A 24,740-nucleotide genomic window follows, 5' to 3' on the forward strand; every position below is an offset into this window, starting at 1 on the left:
TTTGGAAGACCAACTGTCCACATTGTATCGAAAGATTCAGCAAGGAAAGCTCAGCGATCAGCAGGCAGCGGAGCAACTGCGCAAGCTTTTGTCCGAATCTGGAGAACAGGAGTCGAGCTTATTAGAGCCGCTTCAGGAAGACAGAGAGGAGGATACCAGCGAAAAAACCATTCGTTATTTCAAAAAAGTATTGTCCTCTAGCCTTATGCTGCCGGAACGGCAGATCGACGCACATGCGCCTCTGGAGAACTATGGCATTGATTCCGTGATGGTAATGAAATTAACGGATCAATTGGAACAGCAATTTGGTCCGCTGTCCAAGACATTGTTCTATGAATACCAAAATATAGCGGAGCTTGCCGGTTATTTCATGAGCCATCACCGGGAACGACTGGAGCAGCTCACAGGGGTGCAAGCGAAAAGCAATTCAGACGTGCAATTCCGTGCTTCAGAGCTTGAGTCCAACACAATTCGGAAGGCTGAAAGCCCGAATTCGTTCAATAGGCGGCAGCCTTCTGCTGGCTCGCGGAGAAGAATTCCAGCAGTGACCAGCGCAGGTGGAGAATCGATCAGCGAAGAGCAAGTGCACAGCAAATCGCTGGACATTGCCATCATTGGCATGTCTGGACGATATCCGAAGTCGAGTAACCTGGCGCAGTTCTGGGAGAACCTGAAACATGGGAAGGACTGCATCACCGAAATACCGGAAGATCGATGGGATTACCGGATTCATACCGAGATGAATAAGGGCAAAGGAAAACAGTCTGGAAAATGGGGCGGATTTCTGGATGGAGTGGATCGTTTTGATCCACTCTTTTTTCAGATTTCTCCAAAGGAAGCTGAACGAATTGATCCACAGGAGCGACTGTTTCTGGAATGTGTGTACGAGACGCTTCAGGATGCGGGATATACCCGCGAACAGGCCGCAGGTCCAGATACCCCGCCGGATCAGATGGGAAATGTCGGTGTATTCGCAGGAGTCATGTATCAGGAGTATCAGCTGTATGGCGCTGAAGCCAGAGTTGCGGGTAGCGAGCCATTTGCATTAAACGGTAATCCGGCTTCCATTGCCAATCGTGTCTCGTACTTTTGTAATTTTCATGGGCCCAGCATGGTGGTCGATACCATGTGTTCCTCGTCACTCACGGCCATTCATCTAGCCTGTCAGAGTCTGAGCAAAAAAGAATGCCGAACCGCAATCGCCGGAGGTGTCAATGTATCTGTTCACCCCAATAAATATGTGATGTTAACTCAGGGGCAATTTCTGTCTTCGAAAGGTCGCTGCGAAAGCTTTGGTGAAGGCGGTGACGGTTACGTCCCCGGAGAAGGTGTAGGTGCAGTGATGCTCAAACCTTTAAGCCGTGCCATAGCCGACGGCGATCATATCTATGGCGTCATTAAAGGAACTGCCATTAACCACGGCGGCAAAACGAACGGGTATACGGTTCCCAATCCTGCCAGACAGGCGGAGGTCATTGAAACAGCCGTTGCCGAGGCTGGAATTGATATTACCGACATCAGCTATATCGAAGCTCACGGGACAGGCACCTCTCTGGGAGATCCCATCGAAATTACAGGGTTAACTCAGGCATTTAGGAAAGGAAAAGCACAGGACAACAAATGTGCCATTGGCTCAGCCAAATCGAATATTGGTCATTGCGAAAGTGCAGCAGGCATTGCAGGCCTGACCAAGGTCCTTTTGCAGATGCAGCATCGGCAGCTGGTTCCTTCCATTCATGCGGACCCGCCTAATCCACACATTCAGTTCGACAAAACGCCTTTTGCAGTGCAGAAGCAATTAAGCGACTGGAACAGAATAACGATTGATTCAGGAGACTCTACACGGGAAGTCCCGCGGATTGCAGGAATTTCCTCATTTGGTGCCGGGGGTTCCAATGCTCATATCATTGTGCAGGAGTATTGTCCCGAGCAGTCAGATATGCTGCTGGCTGAGCAGGATAAGTCAGCTAAACCGCAAGCACTTATCGTTTTGTCTGCCCGGAATGAAGAGCAGCTTCGTGAATTGTGTGAACGCATGCTAACGGCTCTGCGATCCAATCGATATCAAGAGGAACAATTGGCGAACATCGCTTATACGCTGCAAACCGGACGTGAGATGATGAACATGCGTCTTGGCATCGTGACAGATTCGCTACAGGAACTAAGGTCGAAACTGGAAAGCTACTGTTCGGGGGATCAGGATTCGGACGACATGTATGTGGGACATGCAGGTGATACACAACAACCGCTATCCATATTGTCAGCCGATGCGGACATGAGCCACACCCTAATGAACTGGATTACCAAGCGCAAGTTCGGGAAATTGCTGGAGTTTTGGGTGAAAGGCCTGAATGTGGACTGGAACTTGCTGCATAACGGATTCAGGCACTGCAAGATCAGCCTGCCTACGTATCCGTTTGCCAAAGAACGGTATTGGGTACCTGTTGAACCTTCTGCGGTGTTCCGAATAAATGGGAATCATTCCCATAACGCATACTCCGGTCATATTCCATTTATTCATCCACTGCTTCATGAGAATAAGTCCAACTTGTCGGAGCAAAAATACGTGACGGTTCTGACCGGCCAGGAATTTTACCTGAATGATCATCGGATCGGGCAAGAGCGGATTCTACCCGGTGCGGCTTACCTTGAAATGGCCCACGCCGCGGTCAGCGATGCTCTCGGCGAGCAGCAGGGAGAGAATGCTGCGCTTATCCTGAAAAACCATGTGTGGATGCGACCTCTTATTGTCTGGGAGACTCCGGTGGCTCTGCATATTCGATTACATGCCGCATTGGAGAATCATCCTATTCAGTATGAAATGTACAGTGAGATGTCTGCGGATGGACTGGGCGAAAATAGGGTGCACAGCAGCGGTTATGCCAGCATCGTTTCACTGGAACCCGAGCTTGTCGCAACAATGACGATTGATCCAGGCGAGATAAAGGCACGCTGCAACACCAAACGATTTACTGCGGATCAATGCTACCGAATTTACGAACAGGGTGGTCTCAACTATGGACTCGCCCATCGGATGTTGGTTGAGTTACACGTGGGAGAAGGCGAGGTGTTAGGGCAGATTCGCCTGCCTTCTATTCTAAAGCAAGAAATGCAATCCTATGTACTGCATCCCGCCATCCTGGACGGAGCATTACAATCCGCGATTGGGCTGTGGATGGAGGACAAGGAGGGCAAAGAGCTGGAAAACGAAAATGCTATGCTGCCCATTCCCTATGCCATGGATGAACTTCAGGTTCTGGGCTCCTTCACTGAAGAAATGTGGGTTCATGTGCGTTACAGCTCTGATCCTGCTTCATCCGCTGCGGATGCCATGCCTAAGCTGGATATTGATTTGTTCTCCAGTACAGGCGTTCCATGTGTTCTTATTCAGGGACTTAGTTGCAGAGCCTTGAACAACGGTACAGTCCCGGGGGCTGAGCCGCATGAGCGGGCAACAGCAATGTTGGTACCTCGTTGGGAAAATACCGCCGCCGCTGTCCGAAATGAGTGGAACCACCCTTATGACAGGCATATCGTAATGCTGGCTGAACCTTGGGCCGAACTGGCGGAGGAAATAAAGGAAAGACTGAAGCGAGAGCAAATACCAACCGAGATCGTAGCGCTTGGATCTGAAAAGGTTGCTGACATTCACAACGTTGGTGCAAGCTCCAAACATTTTGCATATGCTTCAACTCAAGTGCTCCACGTACTTCAACAACTGGTGAGTAGTCCAGCCAACGCTGAGAATGTGCTTATTCAGCTGTTGTACAGCCGTGAAGATCAATTTCAGCTGTATAGCGGATTAACCGGATTACTGCGAACGGCGGCACTGGAAAATCCCCGGATCCGCGTTCAGTTCATTGAAGATATGGAAGAGGTCGGCTCAGAATCGAAGAGCCGACCTCGGGAAACGCGTAATGCCAAGCGTGCTGCCGAACTGATCAAGATTAACCGGGAGTCTGAGGATATATCTATCGGCTACCAAGGCGCACAACGACAAGTGCTTCACTGGAAAGCTCTCTATCTGCCTGCTGAGACGGATATCATGCCTTGGAAGAATGGCGGGGTGTACCTTATTACAGGAGGTGCAGGTGGTCTGGGCCACATTTTTGCCCGTGAGATTGCCTCTAAGGTTGTCAACACAACGCTGGTTTTGACAGGCAGATCGGACATGTCAGCGAATCAGGAGCAAGCGTGGGAACCATTGAAAACAAACGGTACTACGATCATCTATCGCCAAGGGGATATATCCCGGGAAAAAGATACATCGGAGCTTGTTGCTTATATTCAGCATAGCTTTGGTCGTCTGGATGGAATCATCCATAGCGCAGGTTTAACGGGAGATCAGTACATCCTGAACAAAACGAAGGCCGAAATGGAGAAGGTGCTGGCTCCAAAAGTTGCCGGTACCTTTCATCTGGATGAAGCAACCCGGGCGATGAAGCTGGACTTTTTTATCCTGTTCTCCTCCATGTCGGGTGTATATGGAAATCCAGGCCAATGTGATTACGCTGCAGCCAACGCGTATATGGGCAGCTATGCACAGTATCGTCATCAATTAATGCTTGCCGGTAAACGGCAAGGAAGGACCCTGGCCATTCACTGGCCGCTATGGAAAGATGGAGGCATGCATTTAAGCCCTGTTGAAGAGAAAGCATTATGGGAAAATACGGGAATGCGTCCACTGGCTATTGAAGCAGGTATTACGTTGCTGTACAGGGCTTTTCAGTCCGTAGCATGTGAAATTATTGGGGTACAAGGGGACATTCCGAAGCTGATTTCCAGCCTGGAGGCACGTTGGAATATGAACCGTGCAACGCAGGATATCCCACTCGTTTCAGAAGCAGATGCCATGTCTGTGTTGCAAGAATTGGCTGCGGAGCTGCTTGGTGTTGGGCCTGATGAGATTAGCCGCGAAGCGGATTGGCTTGAATGCGGGCTGGACCAGCCCCAATTAACGCTCTTGGCCCAAAGGTTGAACGAGCGATGTGGGCTGGATCTGAGTCATGTTCTATTCGTGGAATATCCAACGCTACAATCTGCTTCGGCATTTCTGAGCCGGCGATACCCGAGCGCTTTCCCGTCAGCATCGGTAGTTCCTGAGAGCAAACCATCACGTTCAAGCACAACCAGCCTGCCAACGGATCGTTCGGCGAAGCACGCGCAGACCACAGCAGCAGACCATATGCTGGCGGAAGCATTGGATACTTTTCTGAAAAAGGCCTTGTCCGCGGTGCTCAAAGTGCCCGCAGATCAAATTGAAAGCCACGCCCGACTGGAAGAGTATGGTATAGACTCGATTAGCATTACCCAATTGACGGATCAGCTTGAAGATACATTCGGGCCGTTGTCCAAAACGCTGCTTTTTGAATATCAGACCCTGAGAGAGTTGAGAGGATATCTGATCAAGGCCCACCGCGATACCGTCAATCGTCTGATTTCTGTTCCTGCGCTGCCATATGAAGAACGTAAGGAAGTTTCGGCTAAGACTGCCCAATCCGGCCTGCCGCACCCTCCATTTCGTGCATTTCAGCGTCCAGCTCAGCGCTCCTCGGTGCCAGCAGATGCTCAAGTGCGCTCACTAGCCAAGGATATTGCCATTATAGGCCTGTCCGGACGTTATCCCGAGGCGGACGACCTGGAACAATTTTGGGAAAACCTGATGCAAGGCAGGGACAGTGTTACTGAAATTCCTTTGGATCGCTGGGATTACAGGTTACATATGCACCATGCGGAGCCTAATTCACCGAAGCCTGGCGGCAAGTGGGGTGGCTTCCTCCAGGGCGTGGATCGTTTTGATCCCTTGTTTTTCCATATCTCGCCGAGAGAAGCACAGATGATGGACCCGCAGGAGCGGCTGTTCCTGGAAACGGCGTATGAAGCCATTGAGGATGCAGGATATACACCAGAGGGTTTGGCTTCTGCAACCGGAGATACTTGGGGAAACAGGGTTGGCGTGTACGTCGGAGTCATGTACGAGGAATACCAGCTGTACGCTGCCCAGGCTCAGGCCAAGGGTGATTCCTCCATCGCTTTAAGTGGCAATCCGGCATCCATCGCCAACCGAATATCGTATTATTGCAATTTCAATGGGCCAAGCATGGCTGTTGATACGATGTGTTCCTCTTCCTTGACTGCGATTCATCTGGCCTGCCAGAGTCTTGTATTGAAGGAATGCGAGGTGGCGGTCGCGGGCGGTGTCAACGTATCGATTCATCCTAACAAGTATATTTTACTGAATCAAGGAGGCTTCCTTTCAAGCGAAGGCCGATGTAAAAGCTTTGGTGCACAAGGGGATGGGTATGTTCCTGGCGAGGGTGTCGGAGCAGTCATTCTCAAGCCGCTCAACAAGGCAATCGAAGACGGAGATCATATCTACGGGGTTATTAAAGGCAGTGCACTGAATCACGGTGGAAAAACGAATGGATATACCGTGCCCAATCCGGCGGCGCAGTCATGCGTCATAGGGAGAGCCATTGCGGAGGCGGACATCTCCGCCGACACCATTACCTATGTGGAAGCACACGGCACAGGCACCTCGCTTGGTGATCCGATTGAGGTTTCCGGTCTGAGCAAGGCGTTTGCGGAGTCCACAGACCAGCAGCAGTTTTGCGCTCTCGGGTCGGTAAAGTCCAACATCGGGCACGCCGAAAGTGCGGCAGGCATCGCCGGACTGACCAAAATTTTACTTCAAATGAAACATGGACAACTGGTGCCCTCTCTGCATTCAGACCCGGCCAATCCGCATATCGACTTTGCGCAAACACCGTTTCGTGTACAGCGTGATGCAGAAGCGTGGGAGCCGTTGCAGCGGATGGAAAACGGCAAACTGATCCAGGTACCGCGCAGGGCAGGCTTGTCTTCATTTGGCGCGGGTGGTTCCAATGCCCACCTGATCATTGAGGAAGCAGAATACCGTCCGCATGAGGGGGTGAGCTTCAACGAAGCAACAAGAGGAGGAGCTGTCATCATTGTGCTCTCGGCAAGAACCCGATCCGCTCTCAGGGAACGAGCCAGACGTTTGCTCACTGCTGTGGATGAGAAGCATCTCACCGCTGGAGCAGAGGAAGAACCGGAACGTTTGCTGGAGCGCTTGGCATTTACACTTCAGACCGGAAGACAGGAGATGGAAGAGCGCCTCGGATTCGTCGTGCGATCCGTTCAGGAGTTGAAGGAACGTCTTCAACTTTTCCTGGGAAATGAGAACGCGAATGGGGCACTAGACGGAATGTACCTGGGTAATGTCAAGTCCTATCAGGCTGTGCAGGCGGCCATCGCCATGGATGAGCATTTTGGCGAAGTGGTGAGCCGTTGGTTGCAGGAAGGCCTTTACGGAAAAGTGCTGGAGTTGTGGGTGAAAGGCATCAAAGCGGACTGGACCGTTCTATATTCCACAGGAGAGCCTCGTCGAATTAGTCTGCCTGGCTATCCGTTTGAGCGGGAGCGCTGCTGGTTTGACTTGCCAGCGGATGCCGGTATCAGGGAACACGTGGATGGCCTTAACTCTGCCGCACCTGAAGGGATTCAAGAAGCAGCACCGAAGCGCCAAATGACTGCTTATCACAAAGACTGGCAGCTTGCGGACATTGCATCCATCTCCGATGAAAGCAATCCTGTTGGAAAGATTCTGATTCTTGCCAATCGTGATTCGGCAGCCCTTGCTGCGAGATTGACAGAACATTTTAAACATACGGTGGTTTTGAATGAAGAACAGTTGGATGATCCGGGACGCCATTGGCTCGAAAATGAGGAACAGTTGGAGCATGGCCTGACAGGCTTGATTGATCTGACAGCATGCATGAGGCAGACCACTGTTGATGATGCTTGCGAAGAACAGATCCGGCCGGCATGGCTGAAGCTTGTGCAGGACGTCATTGAAGACCATGGTCGTGAGGGGATGCTGCTGCTATTGGTGACCTGTGGCCTGGAGTCGTTCCGCAATTCCAAAGTGAATCTGGCCCACGCCTCTCGTGCGGGTCTGTTCCGCATGCTGCAATCCGAATACCGAAGCATCCAATCCAGACATCTGGATATTGATCCGTCAGCATCGGAAGAGGGGAAGATCGAATGTATTACAACAGAGTTCCGGCAAACCGATCGGGAACCGGAGATATGCTACCGTGATGGTAAACGCTGGCGTTCCTATATGCGCGAGATGCCTTATGGGGCGGGTATGAACAAAGATGTTACGGAATCTTCAATCGATCCGGAACGACCGATCCTGGAAGCCAATCAGGTGTTATGGATTACCGGAGGTACACGTGGCCTTGGAATGGCATGTGCCCGCCATTTTGTGAAGCATCACAACGTGAAGCGGCTGGTGTTGACTGGACGGGAAGCCATTCCTCAGCGGGAGGAATGGGACACGTATGCAAGCCATGACACTGCGACAGGTGCCAAAATCAGATCCCTGCTGGAACTCGAACAACTGGGGGCCGAGGTACTTGTTACGGATATCTCTCTTACGAACGAGAGCGCCATTCAGGCAGAACTGGCCAGAGTTAAGCGCTTCATGGGTCCAGTTGGAGGGGTTATTCATTGTGCTGGCAACGTGGATCATGCCAATCCGGCTTTTATTCGCAAGCAGGCAGATGACGTACAGCGGGTGCTTGATCCGAAAACAGGCGGGGTGCATGCGTTGTGTCATGCGCTCAGGCATGAGCCACTGCGCTTCTTTGTCCTGTTTTCCTCCGTCTCCTCAGCGATGCCTTCGCTGGGGGCAGGGCAGAGCGATTATGCGATGGCTAACGCTTATATGGACTATTTTGCCGAAGCCGTATCCCGGGAAAGTACCATCTCTCCATTCCCGGTTATCAGCATCCAGTGGCCAAGCTGGCAGGAATCCGGCTTTGGTGCGGTCACTAGCGAAGCATATCGCCAGAGCGGCCTTCTCAGCATCACCGATGCGGAAGGAATGTTATGGCTGGATCGGATTATTCGGGAAAACAGGGGACCTGTTATTCTGCCGGCTGTAGTTGCATCGCAAGCTGTTCACAAAAGAGAACAACAGGCAGAGGTATCGTTAGGCGAGGCAACGCAGGAGGTATCCATTCCGTTAATTCCACGCCCGGTGGAGCGGATGACCACAAGCTTTACGGAGGAGCTGGAGAACAGGACATTAGCGTGGCTCAAGGCTTTGATGGCAAAAGAACTGAGACTGGATAAATCCCGGCTGGATGAAGATACCCCTTTTCAGCACTACGGAATGGATTCAATCCTGCTTGTCCAGGTTCTAACGGTTATGGACCGAGAGTTGCAACATGTTGCTGTAGATCCTTCGCTGCTGCTTGAACATCCAACACTGCGTCAATTAGCGAAGCATCTGGTTCGGATCTATCCCGAATCTTTGGCTGACCTGTTGATGGCCCCCAACTCTAAGTTGGCGGAAAATTCGACTGGAAAACCTTCCGATGTTCGTTCAATGACTTCCACTCCTGTGCAGCATGCTGAACCAGATATGGAGGGTCGCACCGGACTGAACGAACTGAATGATCCTGTGGATGAAACACAAGGAAAACCAGCGGAGTTGGAACAAACCAAGAAACGGGATAAAATCGCGATTGTTGGTGTTGCCTGCCATTTTCCCGATGCCGACAATCCGGCGCAATTCTGGTCCAATCTGCAAAAGGGCAAAGATAGCATGACCGAACTCCCGGCGGAACGCTTGAGGTTAACAGGCAGCAGCACCAATAGGAGTTCCGCTTCCAGCAAGCGTATTGGGGCATTCATTCGAGACATTGAACAGTTTGATCCCGAATTTTTCCGAATTACGGATACGCTGGCAGAACAGCTCGATCCGCTCCAGCGCCAACTGCTGGAAGTGAGCGTGGAGGCCGCCGCAGACGCAGGATATAACCGGGAACGATTATGGAATTCGCAGACCGGCGTGTTTGTTGGCTCCAGAGCGAGCAACTTTTCGTCCAAGCTGGGAGGCAGCACCAAAGATACCATCGTTGGCATCGGCCAAAACTTTATCGCTGCACATCTGTCCCATTTTTATAATCTGAAAGGCCCCAACATGGTGGTGGATACCGCCTGCTCCAGTTCACTTACCGCAGTTCATCTTGCTGTACGAAGTCTGCTGGATGGGGAATGCGATCTCGCTTTTGCGGGCGGTGTGGACATTTTGCTGGATGATGCACCTTACGAGATGCTTGGAGCTGCCAGCGTATTATCCCCGGATTCTCGATGCAAAACGTTCAGTGCGGACGCAAACGGCATCGGGCTGGGTGAAGGTTGCGGCGTTGTATTACTTAAACCGCTATCACAAGCCATCGCCGATCAGGACACGATCTATGGGGTCATCGATGGTACCTCCATCAATAATGACGGTCAAACGATGGGCATTACGACACCTAATCCGGAAGCCCAGCAAGAATTGCTGGAAAAAGCGATGTCAAATGCAGGCATTCATCCTTCCACCATCAGCTATATCGAGACACATGGAACTGGGACACTAATCGGAGATCCCATTGAACTTAAGGCATTAACAGGTGTTTTTGCAAAATACACAAATCAGCGCCAGTTTTGCGGCGTAGGCAGTGTCAAAAGCAATATCGGGCATCTGCTGAGCGCCTCGGGCATTGCCAGCCTGATCAAGGTGCTGCTCTCGCTTGCTCACCGCGAGCTTCCGCCGACGATTCACTGCGACCAGCCCAATCCGCGGTTCCAGTTCGGGGAATCTCCTTTTTATATCGTGCAGCAGCACCAGCCGTGGGGAAATGGGCCAAGCGACACACTGCGGGCAGGCATAAGTGCATTCGGACTTGGAGGCAATAACGCACACATCATTGTCAGCAATGAAGGCATTCCTGCCGAACGTATGGTGAGCCTACCGCTTCGTTCCCCTGAATCACCTTTTCAACGCAAGTATTGCTGGCCACCCGTCAAGACCGCGGAATCGGTGGAGACCTCGTCCAATGTTTCAGCTGCGTCGCCGATGCAACAGCTATCGGAGCATTCAGAGCATTCGAGCTTTTTTGATTTCATCAAGCTATGAGAAGGGAGTGACACGGATCATGACATTGCCTGCAACCGAATCATTTTTACAGCGATTGCGCCACAGCGACTATTTCGTGAGAGATCATCGTGTTCACGGCGTCTGCACCCTTCCGGGTGTGGTGCTGCTGGATATGGTGTACCGACTGAGCGGAAGCCATCTGCGTACCACCTCCATTGAACTTCGGGATATCGTGTTTACACAGCCGATTGTCACTTCGGCCGATTTTGATGTGGATATCATGCTGACATTGTCCATGAAGATGGATGAGGGTCAGGGGCAAGTCACGATTCATAGCCGCAAAGTACCAACAGACGGTGAGCCGTCTTCATCTGATGTACTGAATATGGAATGCAAGCTGTATTTGCTCGGCGGGAAGGGGCCTGTACAACCTGTACAGCATACACACCCGCTGCCTTCCAAAGACACAGACGGGCTCCAGACGTGGGATATGGATCAGATCTATCAGCTCGCCCGACAGGCGGATATACAGCATTTTTCCTTTATGAAAAATCACGGAGATGTCTACAGACAAGACCAAATGGAGTGGATGGATATCCGGCTGAGCAGCCTGGCCGAGCAGTATCTGGACAAGTTCCACGCTCATGTAGCCCTGTTGGACGGAGCGACCTTTGCCGGGTCGTCCTTCCGTCTGGGGAATGTCGACGGTCTGGATGCTGAAGTTCCGCCATACATTCCGTTCATGATTGAACGATTTGTTATATACGACCGTTTTCCAGCCGAGATTCGCACGTTTACCGAACAAACACCAAGTGATCTTTCTGGTGGGGACATCATCTCCCGCAGCATTGCTGTTACGGATCGGGAGGGCAGGTTGCTTGCGGAGTTTGTGAATTTGAAGGCAAAGCGAGTTCGCCACGCCGCATCCATTACCGGACTGACAAACCCAATGACAACTGGACGCAACGACAAACCAACTTCTGAAGCGGCCATAGCTGAAAGTTCCGAATGGGCAAAGACAACTCTATTGTCTGCGGGTTCACAAGATCAGGTCCGAACCACGATTTCGGCTTATGTGAAAGCTGAAATCGCACGTATGCTGAACATTTTACCTGAGGCAGTGGATGAGCATGCAGGATTTTATGAGCAGGGGCTCGATTCCATGCATCTGCTTGAACTGGTGAAACGGATAGAAAACCGGGTAAACATGGTGCTTTATCCAACGCTGCTGTTTGAGCACTCTTCCGTGCAGGCTTTGACCGAGTACCTGCAAACCCATTGTTCCGACGTCTGGAATGAGGCGGCAGCGGTGTCGGAAAGTGTGAACTTGAATACCGTTTCATCCCAAGGCAGCCATTCGACTGATGAACAACCTGCAACGCATTCGGAAGTACCAGCAACAGCCAGAGAAATCGAGGGGAATGGAGAACCTGTGTGTTATGAGCCTAAATGGATTGAAACTCGGGATATCCATGAGGCTGAATCAGCCCGACCCACGATAGCGGATGGAAAAGAGCTACAGTCCGATCACACCCCGTACCGGATCGTTGTTCTCTATGGCAACTATCCGGCTCTGGCTGCGAAGATGGAGATTCAAACCGATATATACGAGGTTCATCAATTGCCTGATCATTCGTCCATGGATGCTGATCTGTACCGCCAGAAGGTAACCGCGTTATACGGAATGATCCAGGCCAAAGCAATTCACCCGAATGGGGGCAGACGAATCGTTCTTCAAGTGCTGTCGGATTCCCGTGACACGGGAGGATACATTCACGGATTTGAAGGCCTGGTAAAGACGGTTGCGATGGAGCTTCCAGCCTTTGGGGCTCAATTAATCAAAATTGATCTGCATGAAAGCTCCGTGGATGAGACGTTGATTCGTCGACTTCGATTCGAAGCCGAAAACATCTCGTCAGGGTCCGCTGTCTCCTTATGGTACAAAGGGGACTCTCTTCAGCGACATGTTCGCAAGCTGGTGGAGATACCTGTTCCGGGGGCCGCTACGGAACAGCGCTATAAGCCTGGCGGAGTCTATCTTATTACCGGCGGCATGGGCGGGCTGGGATATGCGCTGGCCGTTCATCTTTCCCGTCAATGCAGATGCAAGCTCGTTCTTGTCGGACGTTCTCCGCTGAATGAACGCATTCAGAGCAAACTGAATCCGCTGCGCATCAACGGTGCAGAAGCCATGTATATTCAGGTCGATACAACCGTTCAGGCCGAGCTGGAGCATGCTGTCCTGCGAATTCGGGATCAGTATGGCGGAATCACGGGGGTATTTCACTGTGCAGGAACTGCCAAAGACCAGTTGATGCTGCAAAAACCTTTGTCCGACCTGGAGAAAGTGTTGAAGCCCAAAATGGACGGACTCTGGAATCTGGAACAGGCCTTCGTTGATCTTAGGCCAGAGTTCACGGTTGCATTTTCCTCCCTGTCAGCCATTGTAGGCAACAAAGGGCAGGCCGATTACGCTGTAGCCAACAGCTGCATGGACAGAATTTTGTTGAATCATCAGGAGACAGGCGGAACAAACGGGACAATTACACGCCAGTTTACAATTAACTGGCCGTTATGGGCAGATGGCGGCATGCAAGTGAATGATCACATTCGCAGCAACATGTATACGTCCTCCGGTTCAATGCCGCTGCCGCTGGCAGAGGGGATGGCGCTTATCGACCGGATTATTGCTCAGGATGTTTCGCAGGTCGTACTTCTCTATGGAAACAAATCCCGGATTCAGTCCGTTATGGGAGACGACATGGCCATTCATTTGCCGCCGCCATCTGATCCGGAAGATATTGCTGTCATTGGCATGGCGGGAAGGTATCCCTCGGCAAACAACATGGACGAATTGGCCCGGATTTTGAAGGAGGGACGAGATTGTATCACGCCCATGCCGGATGAACGCTGGGCGGGGCTGCATCTTCCGTATTCCGCTTCTGAATATTACCCGGCTGGCGGGTTTCTGGATATGATCGATGACTTTGATCCGGCCTTCTTTCAAATTTCTCCGCTTCAGGCTGAGAGGATGGACCCGCAGGCACGCCTGTTTTTGCAGTCGGCATGGGCAGCCTGTGAGGATGCAGGCTTTGCTATTGAACGTGGCAAGCATCATTACGCTTCAGCAGCCAAGCGGAATGTCGGTGTATTTGCTGGCGTGTTCTGGAACCATTATGAACTGCTTGGCGCAGCCATAACGCAGCAAGGCACGCCTACGGCTATGGGCAGCAACGCTTCAGCCATCGCCAATCTGGTTTCTTACCACCTGAATTTTCATGGTCCATCCATTGCTGTAGACAGCATGTGCTCTTCCTCACTGACAGCGATACATTTGGCATGCGAGAGCATTCGGCATGGACAGAGCCAGTATGCCATAGCAGGAGGGGTGAATCTGGTCACCCATCCCCATAAGTATGTATTTCTGAAACAGGCCAAGTTTTTGTCATCGGACGGAAGATGTCGCAGCTTTGGCAAGGATGGAGACGGATATGTACCAAGTGAAGGGGTAGGTGCTGTCCTGCTCACAACGGTGGCTGAAGCCCGCAAGCAAGGTTATCCAGTCTATGGCGTCATTAAAGGCTCGGCTCTGAATCATGCTGGAAAAACGTCCGGAACGACGGTGCCTGATCCAGTGGCTCAATCGGAAGTCATTGCAGATGCACTCGCGGCAGCAGGCGTCGAGCCGGGAACCATCGGATATATCGAAGCCCACGGAACCGGAACGTCACTGGGTGATCCCATTGAAATTCAGGGGCTGGAGCGAGCCTTTCGAGACACCCTCAATCCGGGCCGAAGCTGTGCTGTCGGTTCCCTGAAGTCCAACATTGGACATCTGGAGGCAGCTGCAGGCGTCGCCGGGCTAACCAAGCTTATCCTGCAAATCAAGAACAGGGAGCTGTTTCCTTCGCTGCATGCCAAGGAGCTGAACCCGCTAATTCCGTTTGAAAACACCTGCTTCCACGTGCAGCAGACGACCGAGCGCTGGGAGCGCCGTCATGGACAACAGAATGGGCGCTACGCGGAGTGGCCTGTTCGTGCCGGGTTGAGCTCTTTTGGCGCAAGCGGAAGCAATGCACACCTGATCGTGGAGGAATATATTCCAACTGCAGCCTCATGGACAGATCGTTCTGCATTAGATACGAATTCCAATGGAGCGGAAGCTTCAGGGGATGGTGAAGTGGTTCTTCCGATCTCGGCCAGAACACAGGAGAGATTGATGGAATACGCTCGCCAGGTTCGTCTTTATTTGGAGAATGGTGGTCTGTCTGAGCGTCTAATAGACATCGCTTACACGTTTCAGGTTGGAAGAACGGACATGAAATACAGGATTGCTTTGACCGACAGCAGCCACAGCAAACTGGTGGAACAGATCGATCGCTTCCTGCACGGTCAATCCTCATTGCAACAAAATTCCAGTGAAAAATCAGATGAAATGACTTTGCTGGAAAATCGTCCTTCGTCGCAGGAGAGGCTTCATCAATGGGCTGCATTGTGGGAGCAGGGACAGGGGGTAGACTGGACAGCTTTGTATGATGATCTTCAGACGAAGCCGACCATTGTTCATGCACCTACGTATCCTTTTGCCAGAAATCGTTACTGGATTCAGGCTGAAGATCACTCACTCGGAGAGACAAAGAAGGAGAAGGAGAAGAAGGGATTGCAATTGAATCGTGCGGAAACATCCTCTTCTGAAGTTGAAGTCGCGGACATCGTCCAGCATATGGATGAAACATCGGACCCGGTTACGGGATCTGCTATGGCGTCTTCGTTTCAGGAAGATCCGCGGGAAGAACAGGTTCTATCCTTATTATCCCAAACGGTATCCTCTCTGTTGAAAGTCAGTATCTACGATCTGGACAGTGATGCGGAATGGGCAGAATACGGTTTTGATTCCATTCTGTTCACAGAGCTTGCGGATCGGTTGAACCACGACCATGGATTGGGTTTGACACCCGCTATCTTTTTCGAGTATGCCACTATTCGCGAGTTAGCGGTTCATTTGCTGCAAAATCATACGGATAAGTGGACACAGCTTGCTGCCACCAGAACGGCCTCTCAACCCGAATCGCTGAATGTGATGTCTCATTCTGTGCCAGGGGCATCAAGAAGGGAAGAACCGCTGCAAACTTCACTGCGGTCGACCACTTTAGAAGAAGAGAAACACGCCTCTGCCCGTTCCAATGCAGGTACAGGCAGCAAGCTTGATTCTCGTTCAGACCAGTTGTCTTCCGCCGAGCCGATAGCCATTGTGGGCATTAGCGCCAAGTTTCCGATGGCCGATAATGCGGAGCAGTTTTGGCACAATCTGCTTGATGGCAAAGACTGCATTTCGGAAGTTCCGGAGGAACGTTGGCGATGGCAGGATTATATGGGTGATCCACTTAGAGAGAATGGCAAAACCAACGTAAAACATGCGGGATTTATGAGCGGAATCAGTGAGTTCGATCCACTGTTTTTTGGCATTTCTCCCAAGGAAGCCATTCACATGGACCCACAACAGCGCTTGCTGATGATGCATGTGTGGAAAGTGATTGAAGATGCGGGCTATGCACCGTCAGACCTGTCAGGTTCGGCCATGGGACTGTTCATTGGCACAGGCAGCAGCGGATATAATGTCATGCTGGCCCAGTCGAATGAAGCGGTCGAGGCTTACTCCGTCACAGCCACCGTTCCTTCGGTTGGCCCTAATCGGATGAGCTACACCTTGAACATACACGGTCCTAGCCAGCCTGTCGAATCGTCTTGCTCCAGCTCCCTGGTCGCCATTCATCGGGCCGTTCAAGCGATTCGAAACGGGGATTGCGATACAGCTGTAGCTGGGGGAGTAAATACGATCCTGTCCGTGGATGCTCATATCAGTCTGACCAAAGCGGGCATGCTTAGCGCGGACGGGCGTTGCAAAACCTTTTCAAGCGAGGCAAACGGTTACGGCCGGGGCGAAGGGGTTGGAATGATTTTTCTGAAGAAATTAAGTGATGCTGAGCGTGATCATGACCACATTTACGGCCTGATCCGCGGTAGCGGGGAAAATCATGGCGGAAGGGCAGGCTCACTTACGGCTCCCAACCCCAAGGCGCAAACAGCGCTGCTGAATTCCGTATATGCTCGGGCGGGAATCGATCCTTCCACCATAAATTATATTGAAGCGCATGGCACAGGCACACCGCTTGGTGATCCTATTGAGATCAATGCGCTCAAGACAGCATTTCAGGAGACAAGATCAGACTTATTGCCCGCAGGGCGTTCTTCCATTCCAGGCCACTCAGACGCATACTGTGGCGTCGGCTCTGTCAAAACAAATATTGGTCACCTGGAGCTTGCTTCCGGCATTGCAGGAGTAATTAAGGTGTTGTTGCAGATGAAACACCGCAAGCTTGTTCCCAGCCTGCATGCAGAGCAGCTCAGTCCTTATATCCAGCTTGAGCAGAGCCCCTTTTACATTGTCAGAAAGACGCAGGAATGGGAGAGACTCATAGACGCCAATGGTAGCGAAATGCCCCGCAGGGCAGGAGTAAGCTCCTTTGGTTTTGGGGGTTCCAATGCCCACGTTATTCTGGAGGAATATGTACCACCACAGCATGAAGAGATGACCGCTTCTGAATCCAAATTGGATCCTGTTGCAATCGTACTGTCAGCCAAAAGCAAGGAGCGGCTCAGGGAACAGATGATCCAGCTGTCGGCTGCCCTGCTCCGTAATGAGGAGGAGGATACTCCTCAACAGCTGCATCGTATTGCCTGTACGCTTCAGACAGGAAGACAAGCCATGGAATACCGTGCAGGCTTCGTAGCCGCATCGATTACAGAGCTAAAATCCTTGCTAGACGGCTATGTTCAGGAAGCGCACCTGTGGACGGATTCGGATGATTCCGTGCATGCGCAGCGTCCATCAGAAGCCGCGAAAGGTCACAAGCTCCATCTCGGCTCCATTGCTGCTCACAAACGGACGGCAGCACTGTTCAGAGAGGATGAAGAACTCGGAGAAGCACTGCAAAAATGGATTATACGTCGCAAATACCATAAATTGCTTGAACTATGGGTGCAGGGCGTAGAGATCCGGTGGGAGCTGTTATATACAGAGGATCGTCCTGAGCGGATATCCCTTCCAACCTATCCGTTCACACCCGAGAAATACTGGGTTGGAATGAAGAATACTGTTACGGAAGAGTCCTTCGAAGCAAGTAAAGAAAAGATTGAAACCGTACCCGTTGCCAAAGCTGAAGCTATCGGATCAACAGCCCCGAATCCTTCGGTTGATAGTGAGGTCAGAAGCATTATTGCAGCTCTGCTGGGAATCCCACCAGACGAAATGGACGAGCATCGTTCGCTGGAAGATTACGGAATGGACTCTGTACTGGCGCTTCAGCTTCTTCATCATCTCCAGGCCCGGATTTCCTCTGAAATTGGTATGGAGGATCTGAATAAATGCCATACCTTGCAGGACGTCATCAGCGTTTCCCTGAACCCAATGCATCCAGAACACCAGAGGAAACTGGTACCGGACACTCCCTGATGAGTACCAAGTTGAATAAAGTCTCAGCGAGAAAGTCTCGGAGAGGAAATGCATGTAATCCATACTTGCCAATATAAAAAGCGAGAAGAAGGAGCGGATCACCATGTGGATTGGATTTTTGTTAATTATAATCTCACTCATTCGTATACCATCGGTTATTATTGCCATGCGTAACGAGAAAAAGATCGTTGCAGGAGGCGGCACAGAGTACGGCAACCTGAACAGCAAAGTACTGTTTGTGCTGCAAAACCTGATTTATCTGAGCTGCATTGTATATGCCTTTATTTACGATGTGCAGTTTAATACGTTGACCGTGATTGGTCTTGTCGTGTATGTGTTTGCCCTTTGCTGTCTCATCTATGTTATTCGTAAGCTCAGCCCTTTTTGGACATACAAGCTATACATTGCCAGAGACCACAAACTGGTGCAAAGCTCGCTGTTCCGGCTGGTGCGCCATCCCAATTATTACCTGAACATTATTCCCGAGCTTATCGGTTTTGCGCTGATTTCTCAAGCTTGGCCTGTATTTGTGCCTTTGTTTATCCTTCATCTCATTACACTGTTCAACCGGATTCATCTGGAGGAAAAGGTGATGAAACAAACGTTCACTCAGTACTAGGAACTGGTTGTAACCTTACGGCAGCTGTTGGCTCTTTCCAATGGCTGTATGGATCAAACGGGCTGCATCCCCTCTGCACATATGGATATAAAGGAGAGCGATTGGCATGAATATCAAGGAAAGAAGCAGTTTTCCCGATTTGAACTTGGTTACAGGTTTTAAGACCAACGCGGAAAAATATGAGCCATTTGCATGGTACAAAAAAATGCGGCAGGAAGATCCGGTTCATTATAACGAAGCAGAGGATGTCTGGAGTGTATTCAAATACGAGGATGTCAAACGGGTTGCTGAGGATAAGGAATACTTCTCCAACAAGGTGCTTGCTCCACCGATTATTCAGGATACGATCATTTTTCAGGATCAACCCAAGCATACCATCAGCCGCGCGCTGTTAGCCAAAGCATTCACACCAAAAGCGATGTCCTCCTGGGCATCCAGAATTGATATGATTGTCCAGGAACTGATGGAATCGATTGAAGGACGCATCGAAATAGATATGGTGCAGGACTTTGCCTCCCCGCTGCCGATGATTGTTATTTCCGAGTTGCTTGGTGTTCCTACGAGCGACCGCGAGCAATTCCGGGACTGGGCAAACACACTGACTCTGGCTCCCCAGGAGAATACGCCCGAAGAATATATGCGCATTTATCAGCTCCAGGCTCAGGCGAGTACACAGCTTGTTGCCTATTTTCAGGACATCATTGAACTAAAACGCCGTAATCCAGCCGATGATATCATATCTGACCTGACACAGGCGGAGGAAGATGGAGAGAAGCTGTCTTCCGAGTCGCTGATTGCAAGCTGTGTCATGCTGCTTATCGCAGGAAATGAAACCACCACCAGTCTCATCACCAACTCCATCTACACATTCAATGATTATGAGCTGGTTAAAGAGCTGGCGCAGCATCCGCAAATGATCCCTCCCGCTGTCGAGGAGATGTTGCGTTACCGATCTCCGTTGCAGCGAGCGATTCGCAAAGTGCTCAAACGCACAGAGATTGGCGGCAAAGTACTGGAGCCCGGCGACTATGTTGTCAATTGGATCGGTTCGGCGAACCGGGATGAGGACATATTTGAAGAGGGCGATAAGTTCATTCTTGGCAGAAAGAATAACCCCCATCTGGCTCTGGGTAAAGGCATCCATTTTTGCATGGGCTCCCACCTGGCAAGAATGGAAGCCAAAGCGGCGCTGACAGCGATGCTTACTACCTATCCGGGCCTTCAAGTGCATCCCGAATATGAGATCGACGTCAATCCCAGCAATGTATACGGGCTGAAAAATTTATCCGTTCTGCTTCAAGGCTGATCAATCAATCTGTTAGGTGAAAAGACGTAAAAAGTGCCTGAGGTGAACCATGACCTTAGGCACTTTTTCTTTACTTAAATGGGATATATTATAATATAATAAAATGAATGGGTTTGCATTTATCCAAAAAAAAGATCATGGGAGGACCTATGAACTGGTACAGCTTTTTTGTACGGAGTGGGAGAGAAGAAGAAATCAAACTTTTCATGGATCGATTTTATACGCGACAGCACTTGAGTTGTCTGGTACCCAAACGAATAATTCCTGAGCGAAAACAGGGAAAGACTCATCATTGCACCAAAGTCTTGTTTCCAGGCTATATTTTTATCCGAACCGGACAAATTCACGATTTATATTACAACATCAAAGAGATACCGCATATTTTGTATATGGTCAAGGGTGGCATTCACAAGCATGATCAGGCTGCCAATTTTTTCACACCGATCCCCAAGGAACAAATGGACTGGCTCATCCAGCTATGTGGTACCAACGGAACAGTGGGATACTCGGATATCATTCTTGGCGGGAACCAAATCAAAGTAACGTCCGGACCACTCGTCGGCAAAGAAGCATTGATACGAAAAATTGATAAACGCAAGTCACGGGCCAAAATTGAGGTACAGTTGCTGGACGAGGTCAAATTGATCGATGTCGGCATCAATGTCTCACTTGCTTGAGTTAACGGGATGAGCATTGGTTGGAGATTGCAGGGAAGGGTGTTACAATAAACAGTTGAGGCATATGTAAAAAGAAGTATATTTTTGAAACCGTTGATCTGATACATGATCAACGGTTTTTTTTTGATTTATTGTCGAGGGACAAGAACTTGTACTGGGACAAATCACGCGGAATCGCTAGCATGAGGCTATCTGGGAATTAGAAATATAGTAAAATATAGGATTTTTAGTGTTGAACTAATAATAACCTGTCCTCAATAAAGTAAGGTTGCGATATTTCCTTTCATTTTAAGGAGGACTTCTTGTGTTTCCTCAATTTTTGTATCAGAAGAGTCTTTTAGTCTTATAAGCAAGATAGTTAGATATATATACAAAGTAGCCTTAGAAAAGAATTCCTAAGGCCTTTGTGGTTATCTTTAAAAAATGGATAGTCTGACGATTTTATCGTCAACAATAACGAAATGATAATTCAATACTAGTGGATCGGGTAGACCAGTCTTGTCGTAAGTACCATCCAGCTTGCATGTTAGCACAATTTCATCACCTATTTTTTTTGCTGTTGTTGGCTCTAACGTAACATTCGCCGCGAAATGGTATTGATCACTCCATTCCCGAATCGCCTGTTTGCCATTTCGCTGTTTTCCTTCATCCAACACAACGGCATTTTCTGAAAAACAATCTACAAACACTGCCGGGTCTGGCTTGTTAGATGCAGTAATGTATTTGCCAATTACAGATGGTAAATGATTGAGATCCATATTGTTCTCTCCCTTTAATTAATTTGTTATTAGACGGTAGGGATAGTTCCCCCATCTATGACATATTCACTACCTGTAATGGATGCTGCTCGGTCTGAGACCAGAAATGCGACCAGCTCAGCGACTTCTTCAGGAAATCCTGGACGACCAATTGGAATACCTCCGAGTGAACTCATAAGTTGTTCGAGCGCACTTTCTCGACTTCCGGTTTCCGTTGCGATCCGATCAATTAATGCGTCAGCTGCTTCTGTCTGAATAAACCCGGGAGACAAAGTATTTATTCGAATTCCCTGAGGGGAAAATTCATTCGATAATCCCTTGCTATAATTAGCCAGCGCGGCTTTTGCAGATGCATAAGCCAGGGTAGTTTCATATAAAGGCAAACGCCTTTGAATGGAAGTGAAATGAAGAATAACGCCTGAATTGTTTTCTAACATAAGTGGAATTAATCCGCGATCAAGTCGAACTGCTGTGAGTAAATTCCAATTTAATGTATGAAGCCAATCCTCATCCCTCAATACAAGTGCGCCTCCTGGTGGTGTGGTTGATCCACCTACGCAATGGACAATAATATCGATACCTCCAAGTTGCTCTTTTACTGCTGTAATTACTTGCTCTATACCTTCAGGTGTGGCGACATCTGCTTGAACAAATTTGACCGAATTCGGCAAGTCAGTAGATCGGGAACGGGCAGTAGTAAGGACTGTAGCTCCGCCGTTTGCAAGCCTTCTTACAACAGCTTGCCCCATTCCCTTTGTTCCTCCGGTTACAAGCACCCTCTTGCCTTCAAATTCTGATGCAGACAACTCAAATTCTTTATGCATATCTATCCCTCCTAGTAATGGTATTCAATGATTAATTTAAAATCGCTCTGTCCCTTAACCTTAATGTGTTTTTCGAGAGGAGCTTGAACTAATATTACACTTGCCACTTCCATAACGTCCAATTTATTATAATAATTAAAACGATGAATAATATTAATGTATGAGGTAGGGATAATTTAATGGAACTTACACAATTAGAATACTTTATGACGGTTGCACGGCTTGAACATATGACCTTAGCCTCCAAAACACTCGGTATTACTCAGCCAGCGTTAAGTCATGCAATTGCCAAGCTCGAAAACGAAATAGGAGCTCCTTTATTTGAGCGAAATGGACGAAATATAAAGCTGAACCGAAACGGTACCATGTTCTCTAAATGGATTGGTAGAGCCCTACAGAATATTGAAAATGGCCTAAGGGAAATTGAAGAGTGGTCCAATCCGGATACTGGTGTGATTACGTTGTCTTATCTAAACATTCTCGGTGTTGAATTGATTCCTAGTCTAATCCGGAGTTATCAATTGGACTATCCCAAAGTTCGGTTCGAATTGACACAAGGGAACTTAGGGGATATTGATGAACATCTGGAGCAAGGATTTTCGGATGTTATGATTACATCGAGGGAATCCACTTTGGATAATCATCACTGGATGACTGTTCAAAATGTTCCTTTATATATTGTTGTTCCCTCCCAACATCGTTATGCAGGTTGTGGCGGTCTTAGTTTGGCAGAGCTGTCTGGCGAGCCATTTATTGGATTGAAAAACAACTGCGGATTAAAGGCGACGATTATGTCACGGTTCCAACATACCGGATTTGTTCTTGCTTCGGCTTATGAAGCGGAGGACCTGATCACTGTAGCCGGTTTTATAAAGTCGGGTCTTGGTGTATCCGTATTGCCTAAGACGTTGGGTTTGATGTTAGATGGATTGGTCTGGATCCCAATCATTGATGAAGGTTGGTACTGGGAAATCGGATTGAAGTGGAGAGAAGATCATCATATTTCCCCAGCAGCTAAAAGGTTTATTGCATATGTTGAAAATTTACATCAAGGAGAATGATCGCCGAAATTTTAAGTTTTCTTAATAACGCTCAAGTGTGAGATTGAAAGCATTAAGAAGAGTACCCGGCAGTGGATGTCAGAAGTGAGAAACGCTGTAAACAATATAGATAAATAACTTGGAGGGAGTGACATAAGTTGCCTACTAGGCTGGAGAATGTTTGAAGATGAGAAGATGTCGAGGGACAAGAACATATTCCCATTGAAGTCTGATATGCTCCCCTCATAGTAGACAGTAGAAAAAAACAAAACTTTCTACGTCTATTATGAGGGGAGTTTTACGAACTAAAACAAGCTGCGGTGCAAGATGTGTTGTCTGGGCGTTCCTCTATAGAAAAGGCAATTCAAACCTATCGTATTTCAAGCCGAAGCGTTTTATCGAGATGGATTTCCAAGTATACTCAAGAGATCATATGGAAAAACACCCTTCAACGTAAAGGACGATCTCAGATGAAAAAAGGACGTAAAACCACATTGGAGGAACGAATCGAAATTGTAAAATATACCCTCGCACATGAACAGGATTATCAGAAAGCAGTTGAGAAGTATGACGCTATTGGGCGTTATGTGTGTTAGCTGATGTAGCACGATCTGCCTATTACAAATGGTTAAATTGGATACCTTCTGCCAGGGAACGTGAAATGCGTATGCTGGCAAAAGAAGTGAAGTGCCGTTATCACAAGCGAGATGGAATTTTGGGCTATCGTCAAATGCGCACCCAATTCAATCGAAAGCTGAACCAGAAGTACAATATAAAGCGCTATTACCGAATTATGCGTGCTCTGGGACTGAAAGCAGTCATTCGTAAAAAACGACCACATTACGTGAGCGCCACAGCAATCCATTTGGCTGAAAATAAAATGAACCGCGACCTTAGTGCCCCTGCTCCGAATGTCAAATGGTCTACCGATGTGACAGAACTGAAGTATGGATTTACAAAGAGCGTGTCTCGTGTAAGTCGTTGTTTGGACAACCAGCCAATCGAACGATTTTGGGGTTGAAGAATGCGAGATGAATTTGAAT

Annotated in this window: 9 protein-coding genes and 3 pseudogenes; 10 read left to right on the top strand and 2 right to left on the bottom strand. The window is 49.3% G+C overall.

The window, feature by feature from the left end; translation table 11 throughout:
- The first annotated feature begins 1 nt into the window (after position 1).
- The 7 genes and pseudogenes from AC1S8V_RS15815 to loaP all read left to right on the top strand — a co-directional run bounded on the left by AC1S8V_RS15815 (position 2) and on the right by loaP (position 21,075).
- Positions 2 to 10,999 carry an SDR family NAD(P)-dependent oxidoreductase gene (locus AC1S8V_RS15815; protein ID WP_482069837.1) on the top strand — a complete coding sequence of 3,666 codons (10,998 nt, stop codon included), beginning with the start codon at positions 2 to 4 and terminating at the stop codon, positions 10,997 to 10,999.
- Between the two features lie 19 nt (positions 11,000 to 11,018).
- Positions 11,019 to 15,950, top strand: a pseudogene (locus AC1S8V_RS15820) (SDR family NAD(P)-dependent oxidoreductase); the annotation flags it as partial.
- A 207-nt stretch (positions 15,951 to 16,157) separates the two neighbouring features.
- Positions 16,158 to 17,795 (top strand): annotated as a pseudogene (locus AC1S8V_RS15825) (type I polyketide synthase); the annotation flags it as partial.
- Positions 17,796 to 18,233: 438 nt separating this feature from the next.
- Positions 18,234 to 18,473, top strand: a pseudogene (locus tag AC1S8V_RS15830) (acyl carrier protein); the annotation flags it as partial.
- Between the two features lie 103 nt (positions 18,474 to 18,576).
- Positions 18,577 to 19,092 (top strand): isoprenylcysteine carboxylmethyltransferase family protein, encoded by a 516-nt coding sequence (locus tag AC1S8V_RS15835; protein WP_482069838.1) that lies wholly within the window; start codon positions 18,577 to 18,579, stop codon positions 19,090 to 19,092.
- A gap of 106 nt (positions 19,093 to 19,198) precedes the next feature.
- Complete coding sequence (locus AC1S8V_RS15840; protein ID WP_482069839.1) at positions 19,199 to 20,398, top strand: cytochrome P450; 1,200 nt, start codon at positions 19,199 to 19,201, stop codon at positions 20,396 to 20,398.
- Between the two features lie 137 nt (positions 20,399 to 20,535).
- Positions 20,536 to 21,075: an antiterminator LoaP gene (gene loaP / locus AC1S8V_RS15845; protein ID WP_482069840.1), complete on the top strand. Its 540-nt coding sequence runs from the start codon at positions 20,536 to 20,538 to the stop codon at positions 21,073 to 21,075.
- Between the two features lie 416 nt (positions 21,076 to 21,491).
- On the opposite strand, the gene AC1S8V_RS15850 is transcribed toward loaP, so the two are convergent.
- Both AC1S8V_RS15850 and AC1S8V_RS15855 read right to left on the bottom strand, forming a co-directional pair.
- Positions 21,492 to 21,833, bottom strand: coding sequence for a nuclear transport factor 2 family protein (locus AC1S8V_RS15850; RefSeq protein ID WP_482069841.1), 342 nt, complete (start codon positions 21,831 to 21,833; stop codon positions 21,492 to 21,494).
- Between the two features lie 29 nt (positions 21,834 to 21,862).
- Positions 21,863 to 22,657 (bottom strand): SDR family oxidoreductase, encoded by a 795-nt coding sequence (locus tag AC1S8V_RS15855; protein WP_482069842.1) that lies wholly within the window; start codon positions 22,655 to 22,657, stop codon positions 21,863 to 21,865.
- A 179-nt stretch (positions 22,658 to 22,836) separates the two neighbouring features.
- On the opposite strand from AC1S8V_RS15855, the gene AC1S8V_RS15860 reads away from it, so the two are divergent.
- The 3 genes from AC1S8V_RS15860 (at position 22,837) to AC1S8V_RS15870 (ending at position 24,718) form a co-directional block, all read left to right on the top strand.
- Positions 22,837 to 23,718 carry a LysR family transcriptional regulator gene (locus AC1S8V_RS15860; protein ID WP_482069843.1) on the top strand — a complete coding sequence of 294 codons (882 nt, stop codon included), beginning with the start codon at positions 22,837 to 22,839 and terminating at the stop codon, positions 23,716 to 23,718.
- A gap of 449 nt (positions 23,719 to 24,167) precedes the next feature.
- The gene (locus AC1S8V_RS15865; RefSeq protein ID WP_482069844.1) at positions 24,168 to 24,293 is read left to right on the top strand and encodes a hypothetical protein; all 126 of its coding nucleotides are present in this window, start codon (positions 24,168 to 24,170) and stop codon (positions 24,291 to 24,293) included.
- A complete protein-coding gene (locus AC1S8V_RS15870; protein ID WP_482069845.1) occupies positions 24,287 to 24,718 on the top strand; it encodes an IS3 family transposase in 432 nt (143 codons plus the stop codon). Before AC1S8V_RS15865 ends, AC1S8V_RS15870 begins: the two co-directional genes overlap by 7 nt.
- The last annotated feature ends 22 nt before the right edge of the window (positions 24,719 to 24,740 follow it).

Source organism: Paenibacillus sp. B46(2026) (assembly GCF_056786355.1).

What these genes read in the sequence shown, in the direction of transcription:
- AC1S8V_RS15865 (WP_482069844.1), top strand. Translation starts at nt 24,168, where the DNA reads ATGAAAAAAGGACGTAAAACCACATTGGAGGAACGAATCGAAATTGTA.
- AC1S8V_RS15855 (WP_482069842.1), bottom strand. Translation starts at nt 22,657, where the DNA reads ATGCATAAAGAATTTGAGTTGTCTGCATCAGAATTTGAAGGCAAGAGG.
- AC1S8V_RS15835 (WP_482069838.1), top strand. Translation starts at nt 18,577, where the DNA reads ATGTGGATTGGATTTTTGTTAATTATAATCTCACTCATTCGTATACCA.
- AC1S8V_RS15850 (WP_482069841.1), bottom strand. Translation starts at nt 21,833, where the DNA reads ATGGATCTCAATCATTTACCATCTGTAATTGGCAAATACATTACTGCA.
- AC1S8V_RS15840 (WP_482069839.1), top strand. Translation starts at nt 19,199, where the DNA reads ATGAATATCAAGGAAAGAAGCAGTTTTCCCGATTTGAACTTGGTTACA.
- AC1S8V_RS15860 (WP_482069843.1), top strand. Translation starts at nt 22,837, where the DNA reads ATGGAACTTACACAATTAGAATACTTTATGACGGTTGCACGGCTTGAA.
- loaP (WP_482069840.1), top strand. Translation starts at nt 20,536, where the DNA reads ATGGGAGGACCTATGAACTGGTACAGCTTTTTTGTACGGAGTGGGAGA.